This is a genomic window from Devosia nitrariae, assembly GCF_030160115.1.
Taxonomy (GTDB): domain Bacteria; phylum Pseudomonadota; class Alphaproteobacteria; order Rhizobiales; family Devosiaceae; genus Devosia; species Devosia nitrariae.
In genome coordinates this window covers 42,818-66,093 of the sequence record NZ_BSNS01000034.1, presented here as the reverse complement: position 1 = coordinate 66,093, position 23,276 = coordinate 42,818, and the positions used below count along the sequence as shown (strand labels likewise).

General features: G+C 64.9%; 19 protein-coding genes. 14 read left to right on the top strand and 5 right to left on the bottom strand.

Translation table 11 applies throughout. The features are described 5' to 3' along the window. The first annotated feature begins 151 nt into the window (after positions 1 to 151). Positions 152 to 1,561, top strand: coding sequence for a helix-turn-helix domain-containing protein (locus QQK18_RS27100; protein ID WP_284343545.1), 1,410 nt, complete (start codon positions 152 to 154; stop codon positions 1,559 to 1,561). 32 nt (positions 1,562 to 1,593) lie between these two features. On the opposite strand, the gene QQK18_RS27095 is transcribed toward QQK18_RS27100, so the two are convergent. Further along, entirely contained in the window at positions 1,594 to 2,319 is a 726-nt protein-coding gene (locus QQK18_RS27095) for a helix-turn-helix transcriptional regulator (RefSeq protein WP_284343544.1), read from the bottom strand. Positions 2,320 to 2,487: 168 nt separating this feature from the next. Here QQK18_RS27095 and QQK18_RS27090 point away from each other — a divergent pair, with 168 nt between their 5' ends. Beyond that, entirely contained in the window at positions 2,488 to 2,820 is a 333-nt protein-coding gene (locus tag QQK18_RS27090; protein WP_284343543.1) for a hypothetical protein, read from the top strand. Between the two features lie 323 nt (positions 2,821 to 3,143). Here the strand turns inward: QQK18_RS27090 and QQK18_RS27085 are convergent, their stop codons facing one another. Together QQK18_RS27085 and QQK18_RS27080 are read right to left on the bottom strand one after the other, a co-directional pair. Beyond that, a complete protein-coding gene (locus QQK18_RS27085; protein ID WP_284343542.1) occupies positions 3,144 to 3,683 on the bottom strand; it encodes a DUF1697 domain-containing protein in 540 nt (179 codons plus the stop codon). A gap of 5 nt (positions 3,684 to 3,688) precedes the next feature. Then, complete coding sequence (locus tag QQK18_RS27080) at positions 3,689 to 4,702, bottom strand: aldose epimerase family protein (protein WP_284343541.1); 1,014 nt, start codon at positions 4,700 to 4,702, stop codon at positions 3,689 to 3,691. 136 nt (positions 4,703 to 4,838) lie between these two features. On the opposite strand from QQK18_RS27080, the gene QQK18_RS27075 reads away from it, so the two are divergent. The 10 genes from QQK18_RS27075 (at position 4,839) to murJ (ending at position 20,875) form a co-directional block, all read left to right on the top strand. Continuing rightward, on the top strand, positions 4,839 to 5,879 hold the full coding sequence (locus tag QQK18_RS27075; protein ID WP_284343540.1) for a LacI family DNA-binding transcriptional regulator: 1,041 nt from the start codon (positions 4,839 to 4,841) through the stop codon (positions 5,877 to 5,879). Between the two features lie 89 nt (positions 5,880 to 5,968). Beyond that, positions 5,969 to 7,435: a xylulokinase gene (xylB, locus tag QQK18_RS27070; protein ID WP_284343539.1), complete on the top strand. Its 1,467-nt coding sequence runs from the start codon at positions 5,969 to 5,971 to the stop codon at positions 7,433 to 7,435. After that, complete coding sequence (gene xylA, locus QQK18_RS27065; protein ID WP_284343538.1) at positions 7,432 to 8,739, top strand: xylose isomerase; 1,308 nt, start codon at positions 7,432 to 7,434, stop codon at positions 8,737 to 8,739. The genes xylB and xylA overlap by 4 nt, the downstream gene beginning before the upstream one ends. Positions 8,740 to 8,913: 174 nt before the next feature. After that, positions 8,914 to 9,654 (top strand): ATP-binding cassette domain-containing protein, encoded by a 741-nt coding sequence (locus tag QQK18_RS27060; protein ID WP_284343537.1) that lies wholly within the window; start codon positions 8,914 to 8,916, stop codon positions 9,652 to 9,654. Next, the gene (locus tag QQK18_RS27055) at positions 9,654 to 10,682 is read left to right on the top strand and encodes an ABC transporter permease (protein WP_284343536.1); all 1,029 of its coding nucleotides are present in this window, start codon (positions 9,654 to 9,656) and stop codon (positions 10,680 to 10,682) included. Before QQK18_RS27060 ends, QQK18_RS27055 begins: the two co-directional genes overlap by 1 nt. Before the next feature lie 89 nt (positions 10,683 to 10,771). Beyond that, positions 10,772 to 11,716: a sugar-binding protein gene (locus tag QQK18_RS27050; protein ID WP_284343535.1), complete on the top strand. Its 945-nt coding sequence runs from the start codon at positions 10,772 to 10,774 to the stop codon at positions 11,714 to 11,716. A 158-nt stretch (positions 11,717 to 11,874) separates the two neighbouring features. Further along, positions 11,875 to 13,506, top strand: a complete 1,632-nt coding sequence (locus tag QQK18_RS27045; RefSeq protein ID WP_284343534.1) for a glycoside hydrolase family 43 protein — start codon at positions 11,875 to 11,877, stop codon at positions 13,504 to 13,506. 249 nt (positions 13,507 to 13,755) lie between these two features. Continuing rightward, positions 13,756 to 16,479 (top strand): DNA mismatch repair protein MutS, encoded by a 2,724-nt coding sequence (gene mutS / locus QQK18_RS27040; RefSeq protein ID WP_284343597.1) that lies wholly within the window; start codon positions 13,756 to 13,758, stop codon positions 16,477 to 16,479. Next, positions 16,460 to 19,264 (top strand): [protein-PII] uridylyltransferase, encoded by a 2,805-nt coding sequence (locus QQK18_RS27035; RefSeq protein ID WP_284343533.1) that lies wholly within the window; start codon positions 16,460 to 16,462, stop codon positions 19,262 to 19,264. Before mutS ends, QQK18_RS27035 begins: the two co-directional genes overlap by 20 nt. Positions 19,265 to 19,312: 48 nt before the next feature. Next, positions 19,313 to 20,875 carry a murein biosynthesis integral membrane protein MurJ gene (gene murJ, locus QQK18_RS27030; RefSeq protein WP_284343532.1) on the top strand — a complete coding sequence of 521 codons (1,563 nt, stop codon included), beginning with the start codon at positions 19,313 to 19,315 and terminating at the stop codon, positions 20,873 to 20,875. On the opposite strand, the gene QQK18_RS27025 is transcribed toward murJ, so the two are convergent. Continuing rightward, positions 20,872 to 21,237, bottom strand: a complete 366-nt coding sequence (locus tag QQK18_RS27025; RefSeq protein ID WP_284343531.1) for a type II toxin-antitoxin system VapC family toxin — start codon at positions 21,235 to 21,237, stop codon at positions 20,872 to 20,874. The two genes, murJ and QQK18_RS27025, sit on opposite strands and share 4 nt — an antisense overlap. Further along, complete coding sequence (locus QQK18_RS27020; RefSeq protein ID WP_284343530.1) at positions 21,231 to 21,446, bottom strand: ribbon-helix-helix domain-containing protein; 216 nt, start codon at positions 21,444 to 21,446, stop codon at positions 21,231 to 21,233. The genes QQK18_RS27025 and QQK18_RS27020 overlap by 7 nt, the downstream gene beginning before the upstream one ends. A gap of 116 nt (positions 21,447 to 21,562) precedes the next feature. Here QQK18_RS27020 and trpS point away from each other — a divergent pair, with 116 nt between their 5' ends. Beyond that, positions 21,563 to 22,594: a tryptophan--tRNA ligase gene (gene trpS, locus QQK18_RS27015; protein ID WP_284343529.1), complete on the top strand. Its 1,032-nt coding sequence runs from the start codon at positions 21,563 to 21,565 to the stop codon at positions 22,592 to 22,594. A gap of 29 nt (positions 22,595 to 22,623) precedes the next feature. Beyond that, a complete protein-coding gene (locus QQK18_RS27010; protein WP_284343528.1) occupies positions 22,624 to 23,124 on the top strand; it encodes a universal stress protein in 501 nt (166 codons plus the stop codon). Positions 23,125 to 23,276 lie beyond the last annotated feature (152 nt).

Sequence of the window (23,276 nt, the reverse complement as noted above, 5' to 3'; positions counted from 1 at the left end):
CTCCTCGCTTTCGTTCGGTAAAGATTTGACAAATAGCCAGGGAAGGCAAGAAATAAGCGGACATCGGCTAGTAAACCTGCAAATTGGCCGTCAAGCGACGACGTCCCAACTGTAAAGTCTGTAAAGAATCGGCGCCGCGAGGAGGAGAAAGATGAGCGAAGTCGGCGACATGCAGCTTGGCGGACGCATCCGGCGCCTGCGCCGGCAGAAGCGGCTGAACCAAGCCGACCTTGCCGCCGCGCTCGGCATTTCGGCAAGCTACCTCAACCTCATCGAGCACAACCGCCGCAAGGTCACCGTGCCGCTCCTCTTTTCCATCGCCGGCTATTTCGGCGTCGAGCCGGGCGAACTCGTCGACAGCGACGAGGGGCGCCTGGTCGGCGACCTGATGGAGGCCTTCGGCGATGACATCTTTGCCGATTCCGACGTCACAAATCTCGAGGTGCGCGATCTCGCCCACGCCAACCCGGCTGCCGCCCGTGCCATCCTCAAGCTCTACGACCGGTACCGACACCTGAAGCAGAGCGGGCCGAGCGAACCCGTCGCCGCCGAGGCGGAACATTTCCATCTCGCAACCGACGCGATCTCGGATTTCCTGCAGGAAAACCTCAATCACTTCCCATCTCTCGAAGAGGCCGCCAATCGCATCCGCGCCGATATCGATGCGAGCGTCGACAATTTCGATTACGGTTTGAGGAGCTACCTCTTCAACGTCTTCGGCCTCGAAGTGCGGCTAGGGTCCCTGCCCCACGGCATTGCCCGCCAGCGTGACGCCACCCGTAACCGGCTCGTCGTCTCCGATATCCTGCCTGCCGAATCAGCCACTTTCCTCGTTGCCCACCAGCTCGGCCAGATGGCAGCCGACCGGGAGATCGCCGCGATCATAGGCGAGGCCGACCTGCCCGAGGGTGACGCCGCCATCCTTGCGCGCAACGTGCTCTCGGCCTATTTCGCCGCCGCGCTGATGATGCCGTATGGGCCCTTCATCCAGGCCTGCCGGGAGACGCGCTATGATATCGAGCGGCTCGGCCGCCGGTTCGGTGCCAGCTTCGAGCAGGTCTGCCACCGCATGACGACGCTGCAGCGCAAAGGCGCCCAAGGTATCCCGCTGCATCTCGTGCGCACCGACATCGCCGGCAACATCTCCAAGCGCTTCTCGCTCTCGGGCATCCACATCCCGCGCCATTCGGGCGCCTGCCCGCGCTGGAACGTCTATTCCGCGTTCCTGTCGCCCGAGCGCATCAACATCCAGGTCTCGCAGATGCCGGATGGGCAACGATACTTCTGCATCGCACGCACCATCGCCAAGGGCGACCACCATTACAACGCCCAACCCCGCTACGTCTCGATCGGCATCGGCTGCTCGATCCTCCATGCCCGGGACATGATCTATTCGGACGGCATTGACCTGACGAGCGACAATCAGGTGGTGCCCGTCGGCGTCGGCTGCCGCATTTGCCCGCGCATGGAATGCGGCCAGCGGGCGCACCCGCCGGCCGATCATCGCTTCCGGCTCGACGAGGACGTGAGGCCGGAGAGTCTTTATGCGCGAATGAGTTAGTTGGGGCGTCGCCCGACAAACGCGCCCGCACTTCAGTGAGTCGGCCGCACGTCCGGCTCCATGGCCCAATCCGGATGCTGGCGCTGCCACTCCACCTCCCATTCGCGCGCTAAGACCGTGCGGCGCTTTCCGTAGCGGTTTTCGGTCGGGAAAAGGGAGACGATGCGGTCGGTACGGAAATTGCGAAAGGCCTGCCTCAGGCAGCACCAAGCGGCAATGATCTGCTTGCCCTCGTAATAGGCGAGCTGCACCGGCCAGATGTCGCGCTCGCTCTCGCGTCCGCTCTCGTCGGTATAGGCGATATGCACGGCCTTTTCCGAACGCATCGCCCTGCGGATCTCGGCTAGCATGGGCTTTGGCGCCGCGGGTCCGCGCATCATCACCGGCCAGAGACCGGTATCGGCGATGCGGTCGCGCAGGTCCTCGGGCGAAGCGGTGGCGATCTTGCCCAGTGCATTGCGTGCGGCGCTGACCAGGCCGTCGTCCGGCTGCGCCTCGACCCAGCGTGCGCCGAGGACCAGTGCCTCCAGCTCCTCGGGCGTGAACATCAGGGGCGGCATGAAGAAGCCCGGCCGCAGCATGTAACCGACGCCCGCCTCGCCATCGATAGGCGCGCCGAGCCCGATCAGCGTCTGCACGTCGCGATAGAGGGTTCTCACCGACACGTTCTGCTCCTCGGCGAGCTGTGCCGCCGTAACCGGCCGCCGGTGGCGCCTCATCGCATCCATGACCGCAAAGAGCCGCTCGGTCTTGTCCATGTCGCCTCCGACTCGCTTCGTAACGGCCCGAAATAACCGCAGATGAGGCGGCTGGGGAACCCCATTGCAATGGGACTCTGCCACTGCTGACAGGCCCTGTCAGCGCCTCGCGCTAAGTTCTTTCTCCGGTGACGACAACGTTTCGCCGAACCGTCGAGGAGAGGAGCCATGACCGAGCATGTCAAACCCGAATCGATTGTCCTCTATTCACCTGAGCGGCCCACCGCCCCGGCCCACCGCGCATTGAAAGTCGTCGCCGGGTGGTCTGCTGCCTGGCGCGCGGCCCGCGCCCGCAGGCGCGCGCTCGTCGCTCTGCTCGAGATGAGCCAAGCCCGCCTCGTCGATCTTGGCATCGAGCGCCAGGATATTCATCTGGCAATCGAGAATGAGCGTTTCTGGCGAGCGTTCTCGCGTCGCCCGGTGAGCCGGTGGACATCGCCAGCTCAAAAGGTCTCTCTGGAAGCCGCGGATATCCGCAGTCAGCGCGTCCGGGATTTGTAGGGCCAGAAGGTGCCCCCTACCATCGCGGGTGGTGAAGCTTCTTGCCAAAGCCGCCGCAGCGTCTTGGCATCTTGGCACCATCGCCCCAGACCAAGCCGATGGGCTCTGCCGACCACCAAGGCCACCCATCGCTGTCATCCTCGCGCCTCGACGCGAGGACCCAGGCCGAACGTGCAACATGCACGGAGCAACATGCACGGAGACTGAGTGCGGTAGCTGTCGGATGCCCATGTCGGCAACGCGGCGATCAAGCCACACTACTCTGTGGCCTCGCGCCAAATGCCACTTCGATCAAACGCCGTCACAACCCCTGTGCTGAGCCACTAGGAGGCGCCGGCAAGCTTTTCGGCAGCGGCGAGGAGCTTGGTGAGCGTATTCCAGTTGCGGAAGGTCGTCACCACACCAAGGCGCTTCTCGATCCTGGCAGGCATCAGCCTCGAACCGGTCACGCCCTCGGGATAGTCGACATAAAGGTCCATGCCCCTGAGGTGCAGCCGCTCCGAGCCGGTGTGACTGGCGATCCACCTCGCGTCCTTTGCCGGTTCGGCAAGAAAGAACACGGCATAGTCGCTGGGGTGATCGAGCGCATCCGGGAAGGGATTGGCGGCGGCGGTCTCGGCGAGCTCGGCCGGGGTGCGCAGGACAACCGCATTGTCGAGACCGAAGCCGTCTATAACCGCCCGCAGCTTGTTCAGCGTTGTTTCTCGGCTTTCGCCACTGCGCAACAGCACATTACCTGTCGCCAGCACCGTCGAAACGTCGGAAAAACCCGCCTTGGCGCAGGCTTCGCGCAGCCCTGCCATCGGCATCTTGGGGTGGGTCAGCGGGCCGATCGCCCGGATCAGCGCAATGTAGGTCTCCATCGCGGTCAGGCGATCTCGATCGTGCACCAGTGGTTGTAGGGGCGCTCGGGCGAGTGGATGACGTTGGGGAAGTGCGGATTGTGCACCGCATCGGCGAATGCCTGATCCTCTAGGCAAAATCCGGAGTGCCTGCCGTAGTGCTTGCCGTTGAGGCCGGGGACGGGAATGTCCGTCCACACGCCATTGTAGACCTGTAGGCCCGGCCGGTCGGTCCAGAGCTTCAGCGTCAGCGCCTGGTCGGGACCGACAACCGTCGCCACCGGTTCATCGAAGCTGCGGCCGCTGTCGAGCACCAGGCCGATATCATAATCGACCGGATTGCCGGCCGCATCGCGCATGGTGCGCGGCTGGCGCAAGTCGTATGGCGTGCCGCGCGAGGGCAGGATCGCGCCGGTTGGGCAGAGGTCGTCCTTGCCGAGTTCGGTATAGGCGCTGGAATTGACCTGCATCATGTGGTCGAGCACGGTCTCGGTGGTCCCGAGGTTGAAATACTGGTGCTGGACGAGGCTGATGGGCGTTGCCGCATCGGTGGTTGCGCGCAGCTCGAGCTTCAGCCGGTTTCCCGAAAGCGTGTAGTAGGCCTCGAAGTTGACGTTGCCGGGATAGCCCATGGCGCCATCCGGGCTGAAATGGGTGAAGCGCACCGTGTTGTTGGCTTCGTCCGCTTCACCCTGCCAGACCTGGTGGCCGAGCCCCTCCCGTCCGCCATGGAGGTGCAGCGCCCCCTCGTTTGCAGGCAGCCGATAGGTTTTGCCGTTGAGCTCGAACGAGGCGTCCTTGATGCGGTTGGCGACGCGCCCGGCGAGCGCGCCCAGGTGCGGGCTGTGCTCGGGGTAGGCATCGAAGGTGTCAAAGCCCAGAACGACGCTGCGCGGGCTTCCCGCGACCGGTACCCGCCAGTCGCGCACGACGACACCATAACCGATGATGTCGACCTCGACGCCGGTGTCGCTCGTGAGGTGAAACTGGTCGACCCGCTTGCCGTTGAAGTCGCCGAACGTCGTAACCGCGATGCCCATACCCGTTTCCTCCTCGTCATGCGGGGCAAACCTTTAGAACTTGTATTGAAAAAGGGGAAGCCGGTTTTAGGCCGATGCTCTTGACCTTTCGGTTCCCCGCGCCGAGTTTGGGCCGGTAAGCGGAACGGGAGGCCGCATGAACGAGATCGAAGTCCGCCGCCGCGCCACGGTCCACGACGTCGCCCACGCCGCCGGTGTGTCGCTGGCAACCGTTGACCGGGTGCTGAATGGCCGGCCGGGTGTGCGCCCGGCGACCGCCGAGAAGGTGGAGGCGGCGGTTGCCGCCTTGGGCTTCCACCGCGACCTTTCCGCCTCGCTCCTGGCCCGTGCCCGCGATCTCAATCTGTTGTTCTTCATCCCGGGCGGCACCAACGAGTTCATGGAAAGCCTCGCTGAGGCGGTCGGCCGCCGCGCGCCTCTGGCCCGCGCCGAGCGTATGCATGTCGAGGCGCGGCGGGTGCCGGCCCTCGACCCTCAGGCGCTCGCAGAGACGCTCGATGCGCTCGATGCCAAGGTCTGGGACTGCGCGGTGATCGTTGCCAGCGAAGACGAGCCTGTCGTTGCCGCCGTCGAGCGAGCGGCGCGGCGTGGCATCGTCGTCATGACCCTGGTGTCGGACCTACCCGGTTCCGCCCGCCGCCATTTCGTCGGTATCGACAACGTCGCCGCCGGCCGCACCGCCGCTTCGCTCATTGGGCGCTTTTGCGCTCGCGGCAAAATTGCGGTCGTTGCCGGCTCCATGCACCTGCGCGACCACCGCGAGCGGCTCGATGGATTCCGCGCGGTGCTGGAAGCCGATTTTCCGCATCTCGAGCTGCTCGAGCCTGTCGAAGGGCACGACGAGACCGAGGAAACCCGTCGGCGCGCCGCCGAACTCATCGCCGCCAACCCCGAGCTTGCCGGCCTCTACAACCTGGGCGCCGGCAATGCCGGGCTTGTGGCGGCGCTCGATGCATCCGGCCGGGCCGGCGGCATCCGCGTCGTCGCCCATGAGCTCAGCGCCCCGACCCGCGCAGGCCTGTTGTCCGGTGCGATCGACGTCGTGCTCGACCAGAATCCGGACGGAGAAATCCGCACCGCCATCGCCGCCGCCCGCGCCCTGGCGCTCGGTGGCATGGGCCCTGCCGACGCCGAGCCCATTGAAATCGGCATTTTCCTGCGCGACAATCTGCGCTAAGAAGCGCCCGTTCACTACAGGGCGAGGCCCCAAGGGCGAAGGGAGGATGTGATGCGCTTTGCTGTAGACGATCTTGAGGTACGTACCTCATGAGCGCCTATCTCGGTATCGACATCGGCACGTCGGGCGTCAAGGCGCTGCTGATCGGCGAGAATGGCGAGACGTTGGGGGAGGCGACCGCGGCCAGCCGGGAGCCGGTGCGCCCGCACCCCGGCTGGTCCGAGCAGGATCCTGCCGACTGGTGGCGGGCGACCCTCGAGGCCGTCGATGCACTCGCCAAGCTCTATCCCGATGCGGTGGCGTCGGTGCGCGGCATCGGCCTTTCCGGCCACATGCATGGTGCAACGCTCCTCGACCGCGATGACAACGTCCTGCGCCTAGCAATCCTTTGGAATGACGGACGTTCCGCCGCCGAATGCGCCGAGATGGAGGCCGCCCTCCCGGCGTTGCGGCTGATCGCCGGCAATATCGCCATGCCCGGCTTTACCGCGCCCAAGCTCGTCTGGGTCAGAAAGCACGAACCGGCGATCTTTGAGAAAGTTGCCAAGGTCCTGCTGCCCAAAGCCTATGTGCGCCTGCTGCTGACAGGCGAGCATGTCGAGGACATGTCGGATGCGGCCGGCACCCTCTGGCTCGACGTGGCCAAACGCGACTGGTCCGACGAGTTGCTTGCCGTCACCGGGCTCGACCGCTCGCACATGCCGCGCCTCGTTGAAGGCTCGCAGCGCTCGGGTGAGCTCAAGAAAGAACTCATCGAGCGCTGGAGGATGACCGGCGAGGTGGTGATCGCGGGCGGTGCCGGCGACAACGCCGCCTCGGCCTGCGGCATCGGCGTCATCCGCCCGGGCGAAGGCTTCGTCTCTCTCGGCACCTCGGGGGTGCTGTTCGTCTCCAACGATCGCTTCCGCCCCAATACCGCGGGCGCCGTCCACGCCTTCTGCCACGCCATCCCCGATACCTGGCATCAGATGGGTGTAATCCTGTCAGCGACCGACAGCCTCAACTGGCTGGCCAAGATCACCGGCCAGAGGGCTGCCGATCTCGCCGGCGCCGCCGAGGCCGGGTTCAAGGGACCGGGCGAGGAGATCTTCCTGCCCTATCTTTCGGGCGAGCGCACGCCGCACAACAACGCAGCGGCGCGTGGCGCCTTTGTCGGTCTTTCGCACCTTTCCAACCCCGCCCGGCTCGCCCAGGCGGTCATGGAAGGCGTTGCCTTTGCCGTGCGCGACTGCCAGCGCGTGCTCGAGGACGCTGGAACGCAGATTGGCCGCCTTCTCACCGTCGGCGGCGGTTCGCGCTCGGCCCTGTGGCTGAAGATCATCGCCGCCAACCTCAAAACCGAGATCGCCCTGCCCGAGGACGGCGATTTCGGCGGTGCGCTCGGCGCTGCCCGTCTCGGGCTCTGCGCCGCGACCGGGGCTGCCCCCGCCGATATCATGGTGATGCCCAGGATCAAGACCGTCATCGCACCCGATGCGACCCTCGCTTCGGCCTATGACGACGCATACGCGCGCTACCGCGCCCTTTACCCCGCCATCGAGGAGACCCGTTCGTGACCGACTTCTTCAAAGACATCTCGCCCGTCAAATATGAGGGGCCGCAGAGTGCCAATCCGCTGGCCTATCGCCACTACAACAAGGACGAAATCGTCGCCGGCAAGCGCATGGAAGACCATATCCGGCCCGCAGTTGCCTATTGGCATACCTTCGCGGCCGAAGGCGGCGATCCGTTCGGCGGCCGCACCTTCGATCGGCCCTGGTACGACAAGGGCATGGAGGGCGCCAGGCTCAAGGCCGATGTCGCCTTCGAGTTCTTCGACCTTCTCGACGTGCCCTTCTTCTGCTTCCACGACGTCGACATCGCACCCGAAGGCGCCTCGCTCACCGAGAGCAACAAGAACGTGCGTGCGATCGGTGAGATCTTCGCCCGCAAGATGGAAACCAGCCGCACCAGGCTCCTCTGGGGCACGGCCAACCTCTTCTCCAATCGCCGCTATATGGCCGGTGCCGCCACCAATCCAGATCCGGAGGTCTTCGCCTATGCCGCCGGCCAGGTGAAGAACGTCCTCGAACTGACCCACGAACTGGGCGGCGCCAACTACGTGCTCTGGGGCGGCCGCGAGGGCTATGAGACGCTCCTCAACACCAAGGTCGGCCAGGAGGCCGACCAGATGGCCCGTTTCCTCCATCTCGTCATCGACCACGCCAAGAAGATCGGGTTCAAGGGCACCATCCTCATCGAGCCCAAGCCCCAGGAACCCTCCAAGCATCAGTACGACTACGACGTCGCCACGGTCTATGGCTTCCTGCAGCGCTATGGGCTGGAAAAGGAGGTCAAGTGCAACATCGAGGTCGGCCACGCCTTCCTTGCCGGCCACTCCTTCGAGCATGAGCTCGCCATCGCGTCCTCGCTCGGCATGCTGGGCTCGGTCGATGCCAACCGCAACGACCTGCAGTCGGGCTGGGATACCGATCAGTTCCCCAACAATCCGGGCGAGATGGCGCTCGCCTTCTACTACATCCTCAAGCAAGGCGGCCTCGGCAGTGGCGGCTTCAATTTCGACGCCAAGGTGCGCCGTCAGTCGCTCGATCCTGCGGACCTGCTCTACGGTCATGTCGGCGGCCTCGACATCCTCGCCCGTGGCCTCAAGGCAGCCGCGGCGCTGATCGAGGACGGTGAATTCGACAGCCTGCTCGACGGGCGCTACGCTGGCTGGCAGCAGCAAGGTGCGGCAGCGATGCTGCGGGGCGAACGCACGCTCGAGGAGATTGCCGCCTGGGTCGAGGCCGAGAATATCAACCCGCAGCCGCGCTCGGGACGTCAGGAATACCTCGAAAACCTCGTCAACCGTTTTGTCTGACACGTCGGTTCACGAGGCAACTGGACTCCGTGCATCTCCTGACTTAGTTTTGCCTCAATAAAAAACTGCGCTGAAGGCAGTTCAGTTGACCCGGGCAAATGGTCAAACAGCAGGAAGGCCGCAACATATCTGATATGTTTGGCCTTCCCGAGCCGATATTCTGGGAGGAACTCGGTGAGTTTGCTTGAATTCCACGGCGTCTCGAAAGATTTCGGCGCCATTCGTGCCCTGCATGATGTGAGTTTTTCGGTTCAGCCGGGAGAAGTTGTCGGCCTGATGGGCGACAACGGGGCCGGCAAATCGACTCTCGTCAAGATTGTCTCTGGCATCTACCAGCCGACGGCCGGGCACCTGACCTTCGAAGGCAGCCGCGAGCACATCGACAGCCCGGCGCAGGCGCGGCGGCTCGGTATCGAGACGGTCTACCAGGATCTGGCGCTCGCCGACAACCTCACCGCAGCCGCCAATATCTTCCTCGGGCGCGAGCTCAAATACAACGTCGGGCCGTTCCGGTTCCTGCGGCACAACGCCATGAACGCGCGTGCCGCCGAGCTCTTTGCCGAGCTGAAATCCGAAACGCGCGCCGACGATCTCGTGCGGCTGATGTCGGGCGGCCAGCGCCAGGCCGTCGCCATCGCGCGCACGCGGCTCGCCGATGCCAGGCTCATCCTCATGGATGAGCCGACCGCGGCGATTTCGGTGCGGCAGGTGGCCGAGGTCCTCAGCCTCATTCATCGCCTCAAGGATGCCGGCATTACCGTCATCCTCATCTCCCATCGCATGCCGGACGTCTTTGCCGTCTGCGAGCGGGTCATCGTCATGCGCCGCGGCAACAAGGTAGCCGACAAGCCGATCGGCGAGACATCGCCCGAAGAGGTGACGGCGCTCATTACCGGGGCCAAGGAGGCGGCGTGATGGCTGAAACGATCAGCGGCTTCTCCAACGTCGGGCGCGTCCGTTTCTGGCAGAAGGGATTTCTTGCTTCGCAGTCGGCCTATGTGCTGGCCGCGCTCATCGTGCTGGTGGTGGTGATGGCTTTCGCCTCGCCCAACTTCCTCACTCCCGGCAACGTTTCCAACATCGTGCGCAACTTCTCCTTCATCGCCATCGCGACCCTCGGCGTCACCCTGGTCATTATCACCGGCGGTATCGATCTCTCGGTCGGCTCGACCATGGCGCTTTCGGCAACGGTAACCTCCCTGGTGCTTTCAGGCCTGGCCGGGGCGGCGGTCGCCCTCTTTCCCGGCGGCGCGCTGCTTCTCGCGATCCTGGCGGGGCTTGCCACCGCCGCCGCCGTCGGCTTCGCCAACGGGTTCGCCGTTGCCAAGTTGAAGCTCTCTCCGTTCGTGACCACGCTCGGCACCCTCTCGATCGTCAGGGGCCTCGCCTATGTGGCGACCTACGGGCGCGGCGCCTATCCCACCGGCCCGGACAAGGACCTGTTCCTGGCGCTCACCGCCGGGCGGCTGTTCGATCTGGTGCCAATTTCCTTCGTCTATCTGATGATTCTTGCCATGGCGATGTATCTGGCGCTCCACCACACGGCCTGGGGGCGCCACGTCTTTGCCATCGGCGGCAACGAGGCTGCGGGGCGCCTGACCGGCGTCCCGGTCGATCGGGTCAAGATCGTCGTTTACATGCTCTGTTCGCTGGCGGCCGGTTTCAACGGCATCATCATTTCCGGATGGCTGGGCTCGGCGCCCGCCAACCTTGCCACGGCCTATGAGCTGACCATCATTGCGGCGGCCGTGATCGGCGGCGCCAACCTTGCCGGCGGCGTCGGCGGCGCGTCGGGTGCCATCATCGGCTGCGTGCTGATCGAGGTTATCCGCAACGGGCTGGTGCTGGCCCGCGTCGACCCCTACTGGCAGCAGACACTGGTCGGCTGCATCATCGTGGCGGCCGTGCTGGTCGACCGCCTGAGATCGCTGCGCAACGGCTGAACCCGTCGCGGTGTCGGCCGGCGGGATGGCCCGTCGTCCAGATCGTTCCCGCCGGCACAAAGCCACGGGACAAGAGGAGGAGGAAGCATATGAAACTGACGAGACTGTTGGGCGTAGCCGCCGTTGCGACGGCCATGCTCGGGGGAACTGCCCTTGCCCAGGAGACATACCGCTTCGCCGTGGTGCCCAAGGCGATGAACAATCCGTTCTTCGACCTGACCCGCGACGGTTGCATGGCCCGTGCCGAAGAGCTCGGCAATGTCGAGTGCATCTATCTCGGCCCAGTCGAGCACGAGGCGGCAACCCAGGCCCAGATCGTCGAGGACCTCATCACCCAAGGGGTGGACGGCCTTGCCATCTCCGTCTCCGATACGGCGGCGGCAACGACCGTCATCAACCGGGCGGTGGAGCAGGGGATCGCCGTCATCACCTTCGACAGCGATGCGGCGGACTCGCAGCGCACCGCCTATGTCGGCACCAACAACAAGGAGTTCGGCGTAGCGCTCGGCGAGCTGCTTTTGGAGATCAAGCCTGAAGGGGGCACCTACGGCATGATTTCGGGCGGTGCGGCCGCGCCCAATCTTGCCGAACGTGTCGAGGGCGTGCGCGAGGCGCTTGCTGGTTCCGAGTGGACCGAAGTGCCCGGATCGCCGACGTTCTCCAACGACGACATCGCTCTTGCCGTGCAGCAGGCGGCGGATCTGAAGACCGCCAATCCCGACCTCGGCGCCATCGTGCCGGTCGGCGGCTGGCCAATGTTCGCCCCCGACGGCTGGCGCAACTTCGTCGACGGCTTCAAGGCCGATGTCGACTCCAAGGCGCTGGCACTGGTGGTGGCCGACACGCTTCCTGTCCAGCTCGAGCTGCTCAGCGAAGGCTACGCCCACGGGCTCGTCGGCCAGCGCCCCCATGAGATGGGTGTGGTTGCCATGGATACGCTTCTCGCCATCAAGAACGGCGAGACGGTCGACGAGATCATCTACACCGGTCTCGACCGGGTGACCGCCGAGAACGTCGACGAGTTCCTGAACTGATCCTGGAGCGCAATGCGATTTGATATGAAATCGCATTGCGCTCTGGCTTCTTTTCGTCGCGGGATATTTGGCAAAAACCGGTCCCCATTTTTGCATCCCGCTCCAGCAACTGACCGCCGCCCCGAGGCGGCGGTCATCCCTTCCAGCCAGAGACTTTCATGCCGCTTCTGACCAATCCGATCCTGCCCGGCTTCAACCCGGATCCTTCCATCTGCCGCGTCGGCGAGGACTATTACATCGCCACCTCCACCTTCGAGTGGTTTCCGGGCGTGCAGATCCACCATTCGAAGGATCTGGCCAACTGGGAGCTCGTTACCAGGCCCTTGACCCGCAAGAGCCAGCTCGACATGCGCGGGGATCCGGACAGCTGCGGCGTGTGGGCGCCGTGCCTGTCCCACGCCGACGGCCAGTTCTGGTTGATCTACACCGACGTCAAGCGCAAGGACGGCTCGTTCAAGGACGCACATAACTACCTGGTCACCGCCCCATCGATCGAAGGGCCGTGGTCGGACCCGATCTACATGAACTCTTCGGGCTTCGATCCGTCGCTCTTTCACGACGACGATGGACGCAAGTGGTTCGTCAACATGCTCTGGGACCATCGCGTACGGCCCCTGCTCTTTGCCGGCATTGCCCTTCAGGAATACGACCACGATCAGAAGAAGCTCGTCGGCCCGATCAAGAACATCTACCAGGGCACCGATTTGAAGCTCGTCGAAGGGCCGCACCTCTACAAGCGCGCCGGCAAGGACGGCAAGCCTTGGTACTATCTGATGACCGCGGAAGGCGGCACCGGCTACGACCATGCCGTGACCTTTGCCCGCTCGCACACCATCGACGGCCCTTATGAAACCCATCCGGAAAGCTACGTCGTCACCGCCAAGGACAAGCCGCTCAATCCCCTGCAGCGCGCCGGGCACGGCGACTGGGTCGAGACATCAGACGGGCGCACCTATATCGTCCACCTGACCGGGCGCCCGACCACCCAGAAGCGCCGTTGCGTCCTGGGCCGCGAGACCGCTATCCAGGAGGCCGAGTGGCGCGACGACGACTGGCTCTGGCTGAAGCACGGCACCAACGTGCCCGCGCTTCATGTCGATGTGCCCGGCACCCGCGATGAGGACGCCTACTGGGCCGAAAAGCGCTATGACTTTGCCTCCGGCACTCTCGACATGGACTTCCAGTGGCTGCGCACCCCGGAAACGGAGCGCATCTTCGAGCTCGAAGGCGGCAAGCTGCGCCTTTTCGGGCGCGAGTCCATCGGTTCCTGGTTCGAACAGGCGCTCGTCGCCCGCCGGCAGACGCACTTTTCCTACGACGCCGAGACCGAAGTGGATTTTTCGCCGGTCGACGAGCGGCAGATGGCCGGGCTCACCGCCTATTACAGCCGCTACAACTTCTTCTACCTCGCCGTCACTGCCCATTCCGACGGTCAGCGCGAACTTCTCCTGATGAGTTCGGAGATCAGCTTCCCGGATGGCAAGCTGCGCTTCCCCGCCGAACCGGTCCCGATCCCGAACAACAATCCGGTGCGCCTGGCGCTGACCATCCGCGGCCCCAGGCTCCAGTTCTACTACGCGCTCGAAGGCGAGCACTTGAAGCCGATCGGCCCGGTGCTTGACGCCTCGGTACTCTCTGACGAGTGCGGCGGTCATGCCGAGCACGGCTCCTTCACCGGAGCGTTCGTCGGCATGGCGGCGAACGATCTCAACGGCACGGCACAGCCCGCCGACTTTTCCTACTTCACCTATCGCCCGGTGCGCGATCCGAGCGACCGCTACGAGATGTGAGCTAAGGGCGGGCGCTGCCCGCCCTTTTTCACGAGCGGGATGCGAAAAAGCCTGTCCCAGACGTGATCAGGGATGGGTACCGGTTTTTCGCGAAAAATCCCCGCGACAAACAGAAAGCTAGAGCGCGCACGATTTGACTCATCAGATCGCATCGCTCCAGTAAAAACTGCCGAAAAGCTCCATCCGCCCGGTTGTGCGCGCATGGCAACTGCCATAGCGTTGCCGCTCCCTCGCAACGACCCTGAGCGCATGCACGAGGCCCGCATAAAGCCGCAGAACGCCGAACCCTCGTCCGCCGCCCTGACGCCGATGATGGCGCAGTATTTCGAGATCAAGGCGGCCAATCCGGGTTACCTCCTCTTCTACCGCATGGGCGATTTCTACGAGCTCTTCTTCGAGGACGCCGAGATCGCCTCGGCGGCGCTCGGCATCGTCTTGACCAAGCGCGGCAAGCATCTGGGCGAGGACATCCAGATGTGCGGCGTGCCGATCCACGCCGCCCAGGACTACCTCAAGAAGCTCATCTCCCTTGGGCATCGCGTCGCCGTCTGCGAGCAGGTCGAGGACCCGGCCGAGGCCAGGAAGCGCGGCAGCAAATCGGTCGTCAAGCGCGACGTCGTGCGGCTGGTCACCGCCGGCACGCTGACCGAAGACGACCTGCTGCCCGCCCGCGGCGCCAATTTCCTCGCCAGCCTTGCCATGGTCCGTCATGGCGAAACCGATTTCGGCCTTGCCTGGGCGGACGTCTCGACCGGCGAGACGCATGTCGCCGATCTCACCGCCGAGACCATTGCCGATGAGCTCGCCCGCATCGGTCCTGCCGAGCTGGTCCTGACCGAGGCGACGCGCACCCTCCTCCTCGAGCGGCACCTGCTGTCGCCGGTGCTTGCTGCCGCGGTCTCGATCGTCTCGGCAGAGGCTTTCGACAGCGAAGCGGCAACGCTGCGTCTGCGCGAAGCGCTGGGGGGCGATGGCGTTGACCCGACCGCCTACTCGCGCGCCGCCCGATCGGCGCTCGGAGCCCTCTTTGCCTATGTCGAGGAGAGCCAGAAGGGCAGGGCCGTAGCCCTGCGCGCGCCGACCAGCGAAGACGCGGCGCGCCTCATGGCCATCGACCAGGCGACGCGCTCGTCTCTCGAGCTGCTCGAAACCCAGCGCGGCGGCCAGAAAGGATCGCTGCGCAATTGCCTTGACCTCACCGTCACCGCCGCCGGCGCCCGGCTCTTCGCCCAGCGCCTCGCCGCGCCGCTGACCGACGCGGCCGCGATCAATGTGCGCCTCGATGCCGTCGAGCGGCTGGCTGAGGACACCATGCTGACCGCGCGCCTGCGCACCGAGCTCAAATCCGCCCCCGACATCGCCCGGGCGCTCACCCGCCTCGCCCTCGAGCGCGGCGGCCCGCGCGATCTTGCCGCCGTCGGCATGGGCATCGCGGCGGCCGCGGCGCTGGGGCAGAGGCTTATCGGAGCTGGCGATCTGTCCGAGGAGCTGGCGCGCCTCGGTGAAGTGCTGTCCGCCGCACCACAGGACCTTTCCTCCGAGCTCGCTCTTGCCCTTGACGACGACGTGCCGCTCCTTGCGCGCGATGGCGGGTTCGTGCGCAAGGGCTATGACGGTGATCTCGATGCCGAACGGGCACTGGGCAGCGAGACCCGCGCCGTGGTCGCCGCCCTCCAGACCCGGCTCATCGAGGAGACCGACGTCAGGTCCTTGAAGATCCGCCACAACGGCGTTCTCGGTTATTTCGTCGAAGTGCCGGCCGGCCATGGCGCCAAGCTCCTGGAGGAGCCGCACCGGGCAAATTTCATCCACCGGCAGACGCTGGCCAATGCCATGCGCTTCACCACCACCGAGCTCGCCGAGCTCGAAGGCCGCATCGCGCGCGCCCACGAGGCGGCGCTCGGGATCGAATCCAAGATCTTCGCCCGGCTCTCGGCTGAAATCCTCTCACGCACCGGACAATTGCGCGGCCTGGCCGACGCGCTGGCTGAGCTCGATGCGGCCGCGGCCCTCGGGCATCTGGCCGCCACCCGCAGCTATGTGCGGCCCGAGATCGACAATTCCCTTGCCTTCCGCATCGAGGCGGGCAGGCACCCGGTGGTCGAGGAAATGGTTTCAGGCGACGGCCAAAGCTTCGTTGCCAACGACTGCGACCTTTCGGGGCAAATCGAGGTCGGCGGCGGGCTCTGGCTGGTGACCGGTCCCAACATGGGCGGCAAGTCGACGTTCCTGCGGCAGAACGCGCTCATCGCCATCATGGCGCAGATGGGCTCGTTCGTACCCGCCGCTTCGGCCCATATCGGCGTCGTCGACCGGGTGTTCTCGCGGGTCGGTGCTTCCGATGACATCGCCCACGGTCGTTCGACCTTCATGGTCGAGATGGTCGAGACCGCGGCGATCCTTAACCGCGCGACCCGCCGCTCCCTCGTCGTCCTCGACGAGATCGGGCGCGGCACGGCGACGTTCGACGGGCTCTCCATCGCCTGGGCGACGGTCGAGTCGCTGCACGAAACCACCGGCTGCCGCGCGCTCTTTGCCACCCACTTCCATGAGCTTACCAGCCTTCAAAAGTCCTTGAGCCGGGTGGTGAACGTGACCATGAAAGTGCGCGAGTGGGAGGGAGAAGTCGTTTTCCTGCATGAGGTTGGCCGGGGCGCGGCCGACCGCTCCTATGGAATCCAGGTTGCCCGGCTCGCAGGGTTGCCCGAACCGGTCTTGAACCGGGCCCGCCACGTGCTTACCCTTTTGGAACAACGCGCCGCGGGCGCCGCCCCTTCCGGTCAGTTCGGAGGCGTGCTAGACGATCTGCCGCTCTTTGCGCATCAGCCGGCCGCCCCAGTCAAGGCCGAGCCCAAATCCGATCCGGTCGCCGATCTCATCGATGCCATCCGCCCCGACGACATCACGCCCAAGCAAGCTATCGAGCTCCTCTACCAATTGAAGAAACGCCGCGATGACGCTCGCCGAAGCTGAATTGAAGGTCCGAAAACCGGGCTTTGCCCTCAGAGCCGCCGATACGCTGATCGGTGAGCTCGACGCCCTGGTCGCGGACGGCGACGCCAAGTCGGCTGCCGCGCGTAGCGCCGTTCTCGCTCATCTGCGCAAGACGCTCGCCGAGGCGCGAGCCGGGGCTGAGGCCGAGCTCATCGAAACCGGCAAGGGCACGCGTTGCGCCCAGAACCTCTCGGCGGCCGAGGACGAGATCATCCGCGCCGTCCACCTGTTCGCCACCACCCGCGTCTATCCGATGACCAATCCCTCGGGCGCCGAGACCATCGCGCTGGCTGCCGTCGGCGGCTACGGACGCGGCACGCTGGCGCCCGGCTCCGACATCGATCTGCTCTTCATCCTCCCTTATAAGCAAACGCCCTGGGGCGAGCAGGTCACCGAATACATCCTCTACATGCTATGGGACCTCGGTCAGAAGGTCGGGCACGCCGTGCGTTCGGTCGACGAGTGCATCCGCATGGCCCGCTCGGACATGACGGTACGCACCGCGACTCTCGAGGCGCGCTACCTGACGGGCGAGAAATCGCTGTTCGACCAGCTCGTGACTCGCTTCGAGAGCGAGATTATGCCCAAGACCGGTCCCGAATTCATCGCCGCCAAGATGGCCGAGCGCGACGAGCGGCACAGGCAGATGGGCAATACCCGTTACGTCGTCGAACCGAACATCAAGGACGGCAAGGGAGGCCTCAGAGACCTCAACACGCTCTTTTGGATCGGCAAGTACTTCTACCGGGTCAAGAACGCCCACGAGCTCATCGACAAAGGCGTCTTCGACCAGTCCGAATACCGCCTGTTCCAGCGCGCCGAGGAGTTCCTCTGGGCTGTGCGCTGCAATTTGCATTTCCTGACCGGCCGGGCCGACGAGAAGCTGACCTTCGACGTGCAGCCAGAGCTCGCCCGGCGCATGGGCTATGCCGAGCGGCTGGGCATGCTGGGCGTCGAGCGCTTCATGAAGCGCTATTTCCTCGTTGCCAAGGACGTCGGGGACCTGACGCGCATCTTCTGCACGAGCCTCGAGATCGCCCATGCCAAGGACATGGACCTTGTCGGGCGCGTGCTCGCCCCATTCCGCCGCGGCAAGGTGAAGATCAAGGGTGAGACGGATTTCGTCATCGATTCCGGCCGCCTCAACATCGCCGCGCCCGACATCTTCGAGAAGGACCCGGTCAATCTCGTCAAGCTGTTCCTGGTGGCCGGACGGCAGGAGTTGCACCTGCATCCCGATGCGATCAAGGCGGTCCGCCGGTCGCTGCGCCTCATCGACAATGCAGTGCGCGCCGACCCGAGGGCCAACGCCTGGTTCCTGACCATCCTCACTGCCCCGCAATATGTCGAGCGCATCCTGCGGGCAATGAACGAAAGCGGGGTCCTGGGCAAGTTCGTGCCCGAGTTCGGCAAGATCGTCGCCCTGATGCAGTTCAACATGTATCACCACTATACGGTCGACGAGCACCTGATCCGCGCCGTCGGGGTCATGGCCGAGATCGCCAATGGGGGCCTGCGCGACGAGCTGCCGCTGACCCATGAGCTCCTGCCGCAGCTCAACGATACGCGGCTGCTCTACGTCGCGCTCTTCCTCCATGACATCGCCAAAGGGCGCCCGGAGGACCATTCGATCGCCGGAGCGCGTATCGCGCGCCGGTTCTGCCCGCGTGTCGGCCTCTCTGCGGCCGAGACCGACACGGTCGCCTGGCTTGTCGAGCACCACCTGCTGATGAGCCAGATCGCCCAGGCTCGCGACCTTCAGGATCCCGAGACAGCCAAGGCTTTCGCCGAGGTCGTGCAGTCCCCCCAGCGCCTGGCGCTGCTGATGATCCTCACGGCCTGCGACATCCGCGCCGTTGGACCAGGCGTGTGGACCGGTTGGAAGGGCTCGCTGCTGCGGGCCCTTTATTTCGCCACCGAGCCGCTGTTGTCGGGCGGACACTCCCAGGTCACCCAGTCCGACCGCGTCGAGGACGCCCGCAGAGCCCTGCGCGAAGCGCTGACCCACTGGCCGCCGGCCGACGTCGAGGCGTATATCGGCCGCCACTACGACCATTACTGGCTGCGCGCCGAGCCCGAACTGCAGGTCGAGCACGCCCGGATGATCCGCCAGGCCGACATGGCGGGCGATGCCTTTGCCGGCTCCATCCGCATCAAGGCGTTCGAGTCGATCACCGAAGTCTCGTTCTATACGCCCGACCACCCGCGGCTCCTGTCGCTCATTGCCGGCGCCTGCACCATGCAGGACGCCTCGATCATCGGGGCGCAGATCTTCTCGACCCGCGACGGGCGCGCCATCGACACCTTCCGGCTGCGCCGCGCGTTCACCTCCGACGAGGACGAGAAGGTACGTGCAACCCGCATCATCGACACGGTAAAGCAGCTCCTGCAGGGCAAGCGGCAGATCCTCATCGACCTCGGCAAGGAAAGCCGCCACAACCGGCGCCTGAAGCCGTTCTCGCTGCCTGCCGAGGTGATGGTCTCCAACAACCTTTCGGAAAAATTCACCGTCATCGAAGTCTCCGGCCTCGACCGCATCGGGCTTCTGCACCTTCTGACCCGCGAGATCTCCGACCTCAATTTGACCATCGGTTCGGCCCATATCGGCACCTATGGCGAGAAGGCCGTTGACGTCTTCTACGTCACGGACCTGACCGGCCAGAAGATCATGAGCAAATCCCGCCAGAAGAAAATCCACGACACCCTGATGCGCGTGCTTTCGCTCAAGCGCGAGGAGCGAGCGCCGAAAGTTGCCAATGGATAGGGGCGCCGCGCCCCAGCGGCGTTTTCTGGGACGGCGGAACGCAGCCCCATGAGCCTCTACCGCAACTTTCTGTCAGTCGGCGGCCTCACCCTGCTGTCGCGCATCGCCGGGTTCGTGCGCGACGCGCTGATGGCCGCCGTCCTCGGCACCGGGCCGGCCGCCGACGCGTTCGTCGCCGCTTTCCGCTTCCCCAATCTCTTCCGACGCCTGTTTGCCGAGGGGGCCTTCAATACCGCCTTCGTGCCCATGTTCTCTGGCGCGCTGGAGCAGCGCGGGCGCGAGGAAGCACGGGCTTTCGCCGCCCGCATCATGGCCTGGCTGGTCACGGTTCTCGTCCTCGTCACCATCCTCGCCGAACTCTTTATGCCATGGGTGCTCGTGCCGTTCGTGCCCGGCTTTGTCGGCGACGCGGAAAAGTACGAGCTGACGGTCCTCCTCACCCGCATCCTCTTTCCCTACCTCGCCTTCATGTCCTTGATGGCGGCCTATGCGGCGATCCTCAACAGCCTCGGGCGGTTCTTTGCCGCCGCCTTCGCGCCGGTCATCCTCAACATCGCCACCATCGCCGCGCTGGTGCCGCTTTTCCTGCTTGCCGTGGAGGACCTGGCTGCCGCCGCCGTTTGGGTTGCCATTGCCACCATCATCGGGGGCTTGGCGCAGCTCGCCACCGTCTGGTTGGCGCTCCGGCGCACCGGCATGGTGCCGCATCTTGCCCTGCCGCGGCTCGACCCGGAGGTGCGCCGCTTCTGGCTTTTGGCCGTACCGGCCGTCATGACCGGTGGCATCACGCAGATCAACATCTTCATCGGCACCATCATCGCCTCCAGCGCCGACAGCGCCATGTCCTACCTCTATTACGCCGACCGGCTCTATCAGCTGCCGCTCGGCATCATCGGTATCGCCATCGGCACCGTGCTGCTGCCCGAGCTCGCCCGGCACCTGGCTGCGGGGCGCGAGGGTGAGGCGCGCAGCACCCAGGCGCAGTCGCTGCTGGTTTCGATGCTCCTCTCGATGCCCGCCGCCACCGCGCTCGCCGCGCTTGCCGTGCCGATCGTCAGGGTCCTTTTCGAGCGTGGCGCGTTCGGCGCGGTCTCGACGCTCGAGACCGCCAATGCGCTTGTTGCCTTTGCCATCGGCCTGCCGGCGTTCGTTCTTATTCGCGTGCTCCAGCCGGGTTACTTCGCCCGCCAGGATACGCGCACGCCCACGGTCTTCGCCGCCCTTTCGGCCATGATCAATATCGGTTTGTCACTGGCGCTCTTTCCCGCCTTCCAGCACGTGGGGATCGCCGCGGCGACGTCAGCCTCGGCCTGGGCCAACACGGTGCTCCTTGCCGTTTTCCTTGCCCGTCGCGGCCACTTCGTCCTGACCGCTGGCGAATGGATGCGCCACGCCGGCATCCTCCTCATCAGCCTCTTCATGGCTGGGGCGCTCGTGGTCCTCGGCTGGCGGGCCGAGGATATCTTCGCTTCGGGCGCGCCGCTGTTGCGACAGGTCGCGGCCCTCGGACTTCTCGTCCTCTTCGGGCTTGCCGTCTATTTCACCCTCGTCCACATCACCCGAGTGCAGCCCCTGGGCCTGTTGTTGCGGCGCCTGCGGCGCGGAGCCTAAAGGAAGTAGGGTACGCGTATCCCCGGTGCGTCGACCGGGAAATCCTTGCTGTCGCGCGTCACCAGCAACATCGAATGCACATCGGCCGAAGCCCAGATGACCGCATCGGGCAGCTTCAGCCGATAGTCCCTGCGTAGTTCGACTGCCCGCCCAGCGACCGAGTCATCGAGCGGAACGATGTCGAAACCAGAAAGAAACTCATGCGTTGCCGCCTCTACATCGGCCCGGGCGCCCACCAGCACCTCCATCCAGGTGATGATGCTGATGGCTTTCCGGTTGTACCGGTCGAGCTCCTCGCGCGCCTGCGGAACAGCGCTCAGGAAATCGACGAGAATGTTGGTATCGAAGAGTGCCCTCACCACTCGCTGCGCACCTTCCTCTGATAGGCGAGCCCGTCGACCCCGCCCTTCCCCCAGAGGCCGAACGCGTCCGATGCTCCCTTGGACGCCCGTTTTTCGAGATAACCGTCGATGGCCTCGCGAATGACCGCGGCGCGCGATTGCCCCTGCTTTTTCGCCAGCTCGTCCAGCCGGCGCAGCTGGGGTTCGTTGATGTCGACCAGAGTACGCATCGTCACCTCTATATATGATATCGATACTATATATCATGTGCCCCGGCTTGCCGGAAGGGTCTCGGCGATGCTAGTTCCCCTGAACCGCGTTTTCCGAACCTCAAGCGGACTCCTAAATGCCCTTCACCAATCGCGTCTTTTCCGGCATCCAGCCTTCGGGCGACCTGCACCTTGGCAACTACCTCGGCGCCATCCGCCGCTTCGTGCCGCTGCAGGACACGCACGAGTGCATCTATTGCGTCGTCGACATGCATGCAATCACCGTCTGGCAGGAGCCCGAGGAGCTGCGCCGGGCGACGCGTGAGTTGACGGCCGCCTATCTTGCAGCCGGCATCGACCCGAAGCGCGCCATCATCTTCAACCAGAGCCGCGTGTACCAGCACGCCGAGCTTGCCTGGGTGTTCAACTGCGTTGCCCGCATCGGCTGGATGAACCGGATGACGCAGTTCAAGGACAAGGCCGGCAAGAATTCCGAGAACGTTTCGCTGGGGCTCCTCGCCTATCCCTCGCTGATGGCCGCCGACATCCTCCTTTACAAGGCGACACACGTGCCGGTGGGCGACGACCAGAAACAGCACCTCGAACTGACACGCGACATCGCCGCCAAGTTCAACAACGACTATGGAGACTCGATCGAAGCCAATGGGCTTGACCGGGAGTTCTTCCCCATCACCGAGCCGTTGATCACCGGACCTGCGACGCTGGTCAAAAGCCTGCGCGACGGCAGCAAAAAGATGAGCAAGTCCGACCCTTCCGATCAGTCGCGTATTTCGCTGCTCGACGATGCCGATGCGATCGCCAAGAAAATCAAGCGTGCCACCACCGATCCCGAGCCGCTGCCCCCCGAGATCGAGGGTCTGAAGGGCCGCGCCGAGGCCGATAATCTGGTGGCCATCTATGCCGCGCTTGCCGACAAGACCAAGCCCGAGGTCCTGGCCGAGTTCGGCGGAAAGGGCTGGGGTGTTTTCAAGCCGGCACTCGCCGACCTCGCCGTCTCCACCCTCGCGCCGATGGCCGGCGAGATGCGTCGCCTTCTCGGCGATCCGGCAACCATCGATTCCATCCTCGCCGAGGGCGCCGAACGGGCGCGGCCTCTGGCCGAGGAAACCATGCGCGACGTGCGCCGCATTGTCGGCTTCGTCGGCTGAGCTTGCCGTCAGGCGATGTGGGTGGCAGCATGACCGTGCAATTCAGGGAGGCGAGTGTGGTTTCCCAAACCGAGTACAAGCGTAAGTTCCTCGTCGTTGTCGACGAGACCGAGGAATGCGACCGCGCCGTCACCTTCGCGGCCTGGCGGGTGCATCGAACCGGCGGCACGGTGGTGTTGATGAGCGTCATCGAGCCGCCCGAGTTCCATGGCCTCGGCGTCGAGGAAGTGCTGCGCGCCGAAGCCATCGAGGAGGCGGAGCGCAATCTCGACGTTCGCCTCAGGCGCATCCGCGACATCGGCGACGTCAAGGTCGAATCGGTCATCCGCGAGGGGCGCGGAGCCGAGCAGATCGAGGAGGTCATCAGCCGCGACCGCGATATAGCTATCCTCGTGCTGGCCGCGTCCAAGTCGGGCGACGGGCCGGGTCCGCTCGTCACCCACTTCGCCTCACGCTCGAACTCGATGCTCATCCCCCTGACCATCGTGCCGGGCCACATGAGCGACGAGGAGATCATCGCCATCTGCTAGGCCTTGATGAGGTTCAGGCCGGCGTTGCGATCGTAATAGGCACGCATCCGCGGGTGCCTCGGTTGCAGCGACTCGGCCGCCCCCTCCTTCTCCAACCCTTGGAAGACACCGATTGCTGCCGATCGAAGGCGGGAGTACTGTCTGCCATTGGG

Bases quoted from the DNA above. Each gene is read 5' to 3' on its own strand.
- QQK18_RS27100 (WP_284343545.1), top strand. From the start codon at position 152: ATGAGCGAAGTCGGCGACATGCAGCTTGGCGGACGCATCCGGCGCCTG.
- QQK18_RS27095 (WP_284343544.1), bottom strand. From the start codon at position 2,319: ATGGACAAGACCGAGCGGCTCTTTGCGGTCATGGATGCGATGAGGCGC.
- QQK18_RS27090 (WP_284343543.1), top strand. From the start codon at position 2,488: ATGACCGAGCATGTCAAACCCGAATCGATTGTCCTCTATTCACCTGAG.
- QQK18_RS27085 (WP_284343542.1), bottom strand. From the start codon at position 3,683: ATGGAGACCTACATTGCGCTGATCCGGGCGATCGGCCCGCTGACCCAC.
- QQK18_RS27080 (WP_284343541.1), bottom strand. From the start codon at position 4,702: ATGGGCATCGCGGTTACGACGTTCGGCGACTTCAACGGCAAGCGGGTC.
- QQK18_RS27075 (WP_284343540.1), top strand. From the start codon at position 4,839: ATGAACGAGATCGAAGTCCGCCGCCGCGCCACGGTCCACGACGTCGCC.
- xylB (WP_284343539.1), top strand. From the start codon at position 5,969: ATGAGCGCCTATCTCGGTATCGACATCGGCACGTCGGGCGTCAAGGCG.
- QQK18_RS27055 (WP_284343536.1), top strand. From the start codon at position 9,654: ATGGCTGAAACGATCAGCGGCTTCTCCAACGTCGGGCGCGTCCGTTTC.
- QQK18_RS27050 (WP_284343535.1), top strand. From the start codon at position 10,772: ATGAAACTGACGAGACTGTTGGGCGTAGCCGCCGTTGCGACGGCCATG.
- QQK18_RS27045 (WP_284343534.1), top strand. From the start codon at position 11,875: ATGCCGCTTCTGACCAATCCGATCCTGCCCGGCTTCAACCCGGATCCT.
- mutS (WP_284343597.1), top strand. From the start codon at position 13,756: ATGCACGAGGCCCGCATAAAGCCGCAGAACGCCGAACCCTCGTCCGCC.
- QQK18_RS27035 (WP_284343533.1), top strand. From the start codon at position 16,460: ATGACGCTCGCCGAAGCTGAATTGAAGGTCCGAAAACCGGGCTTTGCC.
- murJ (WP_284343532.1), top strand. From the start codon at position 19,313: ATGAGCCTCTACCGCAACTTTCTGTCAGTCGGCGGCCTCACCCTGCTG.
- QQK18_RS27020 (WP_284343530.1), bottom strand. From the start codon at position 21,446: ATGCGTACTCTGGTCGACATCAACGAACCCCAGCTGCGCCGGCTGGAC.
- trpS (WP_284343529.1), top strand. From the start codon at position 21,563: ATGCCCTTCACCAATCGCGTCTTTTCCGGCATCCAGCCTTCGGGCGAC.
- QQK18_RS27010 (WP_284343528.1), top strand. From the start codon at position 22,624: ATGACCGTGCAATTCAGGGAGGCGAGTGTGGTTTCCCAAACCGAGTAC.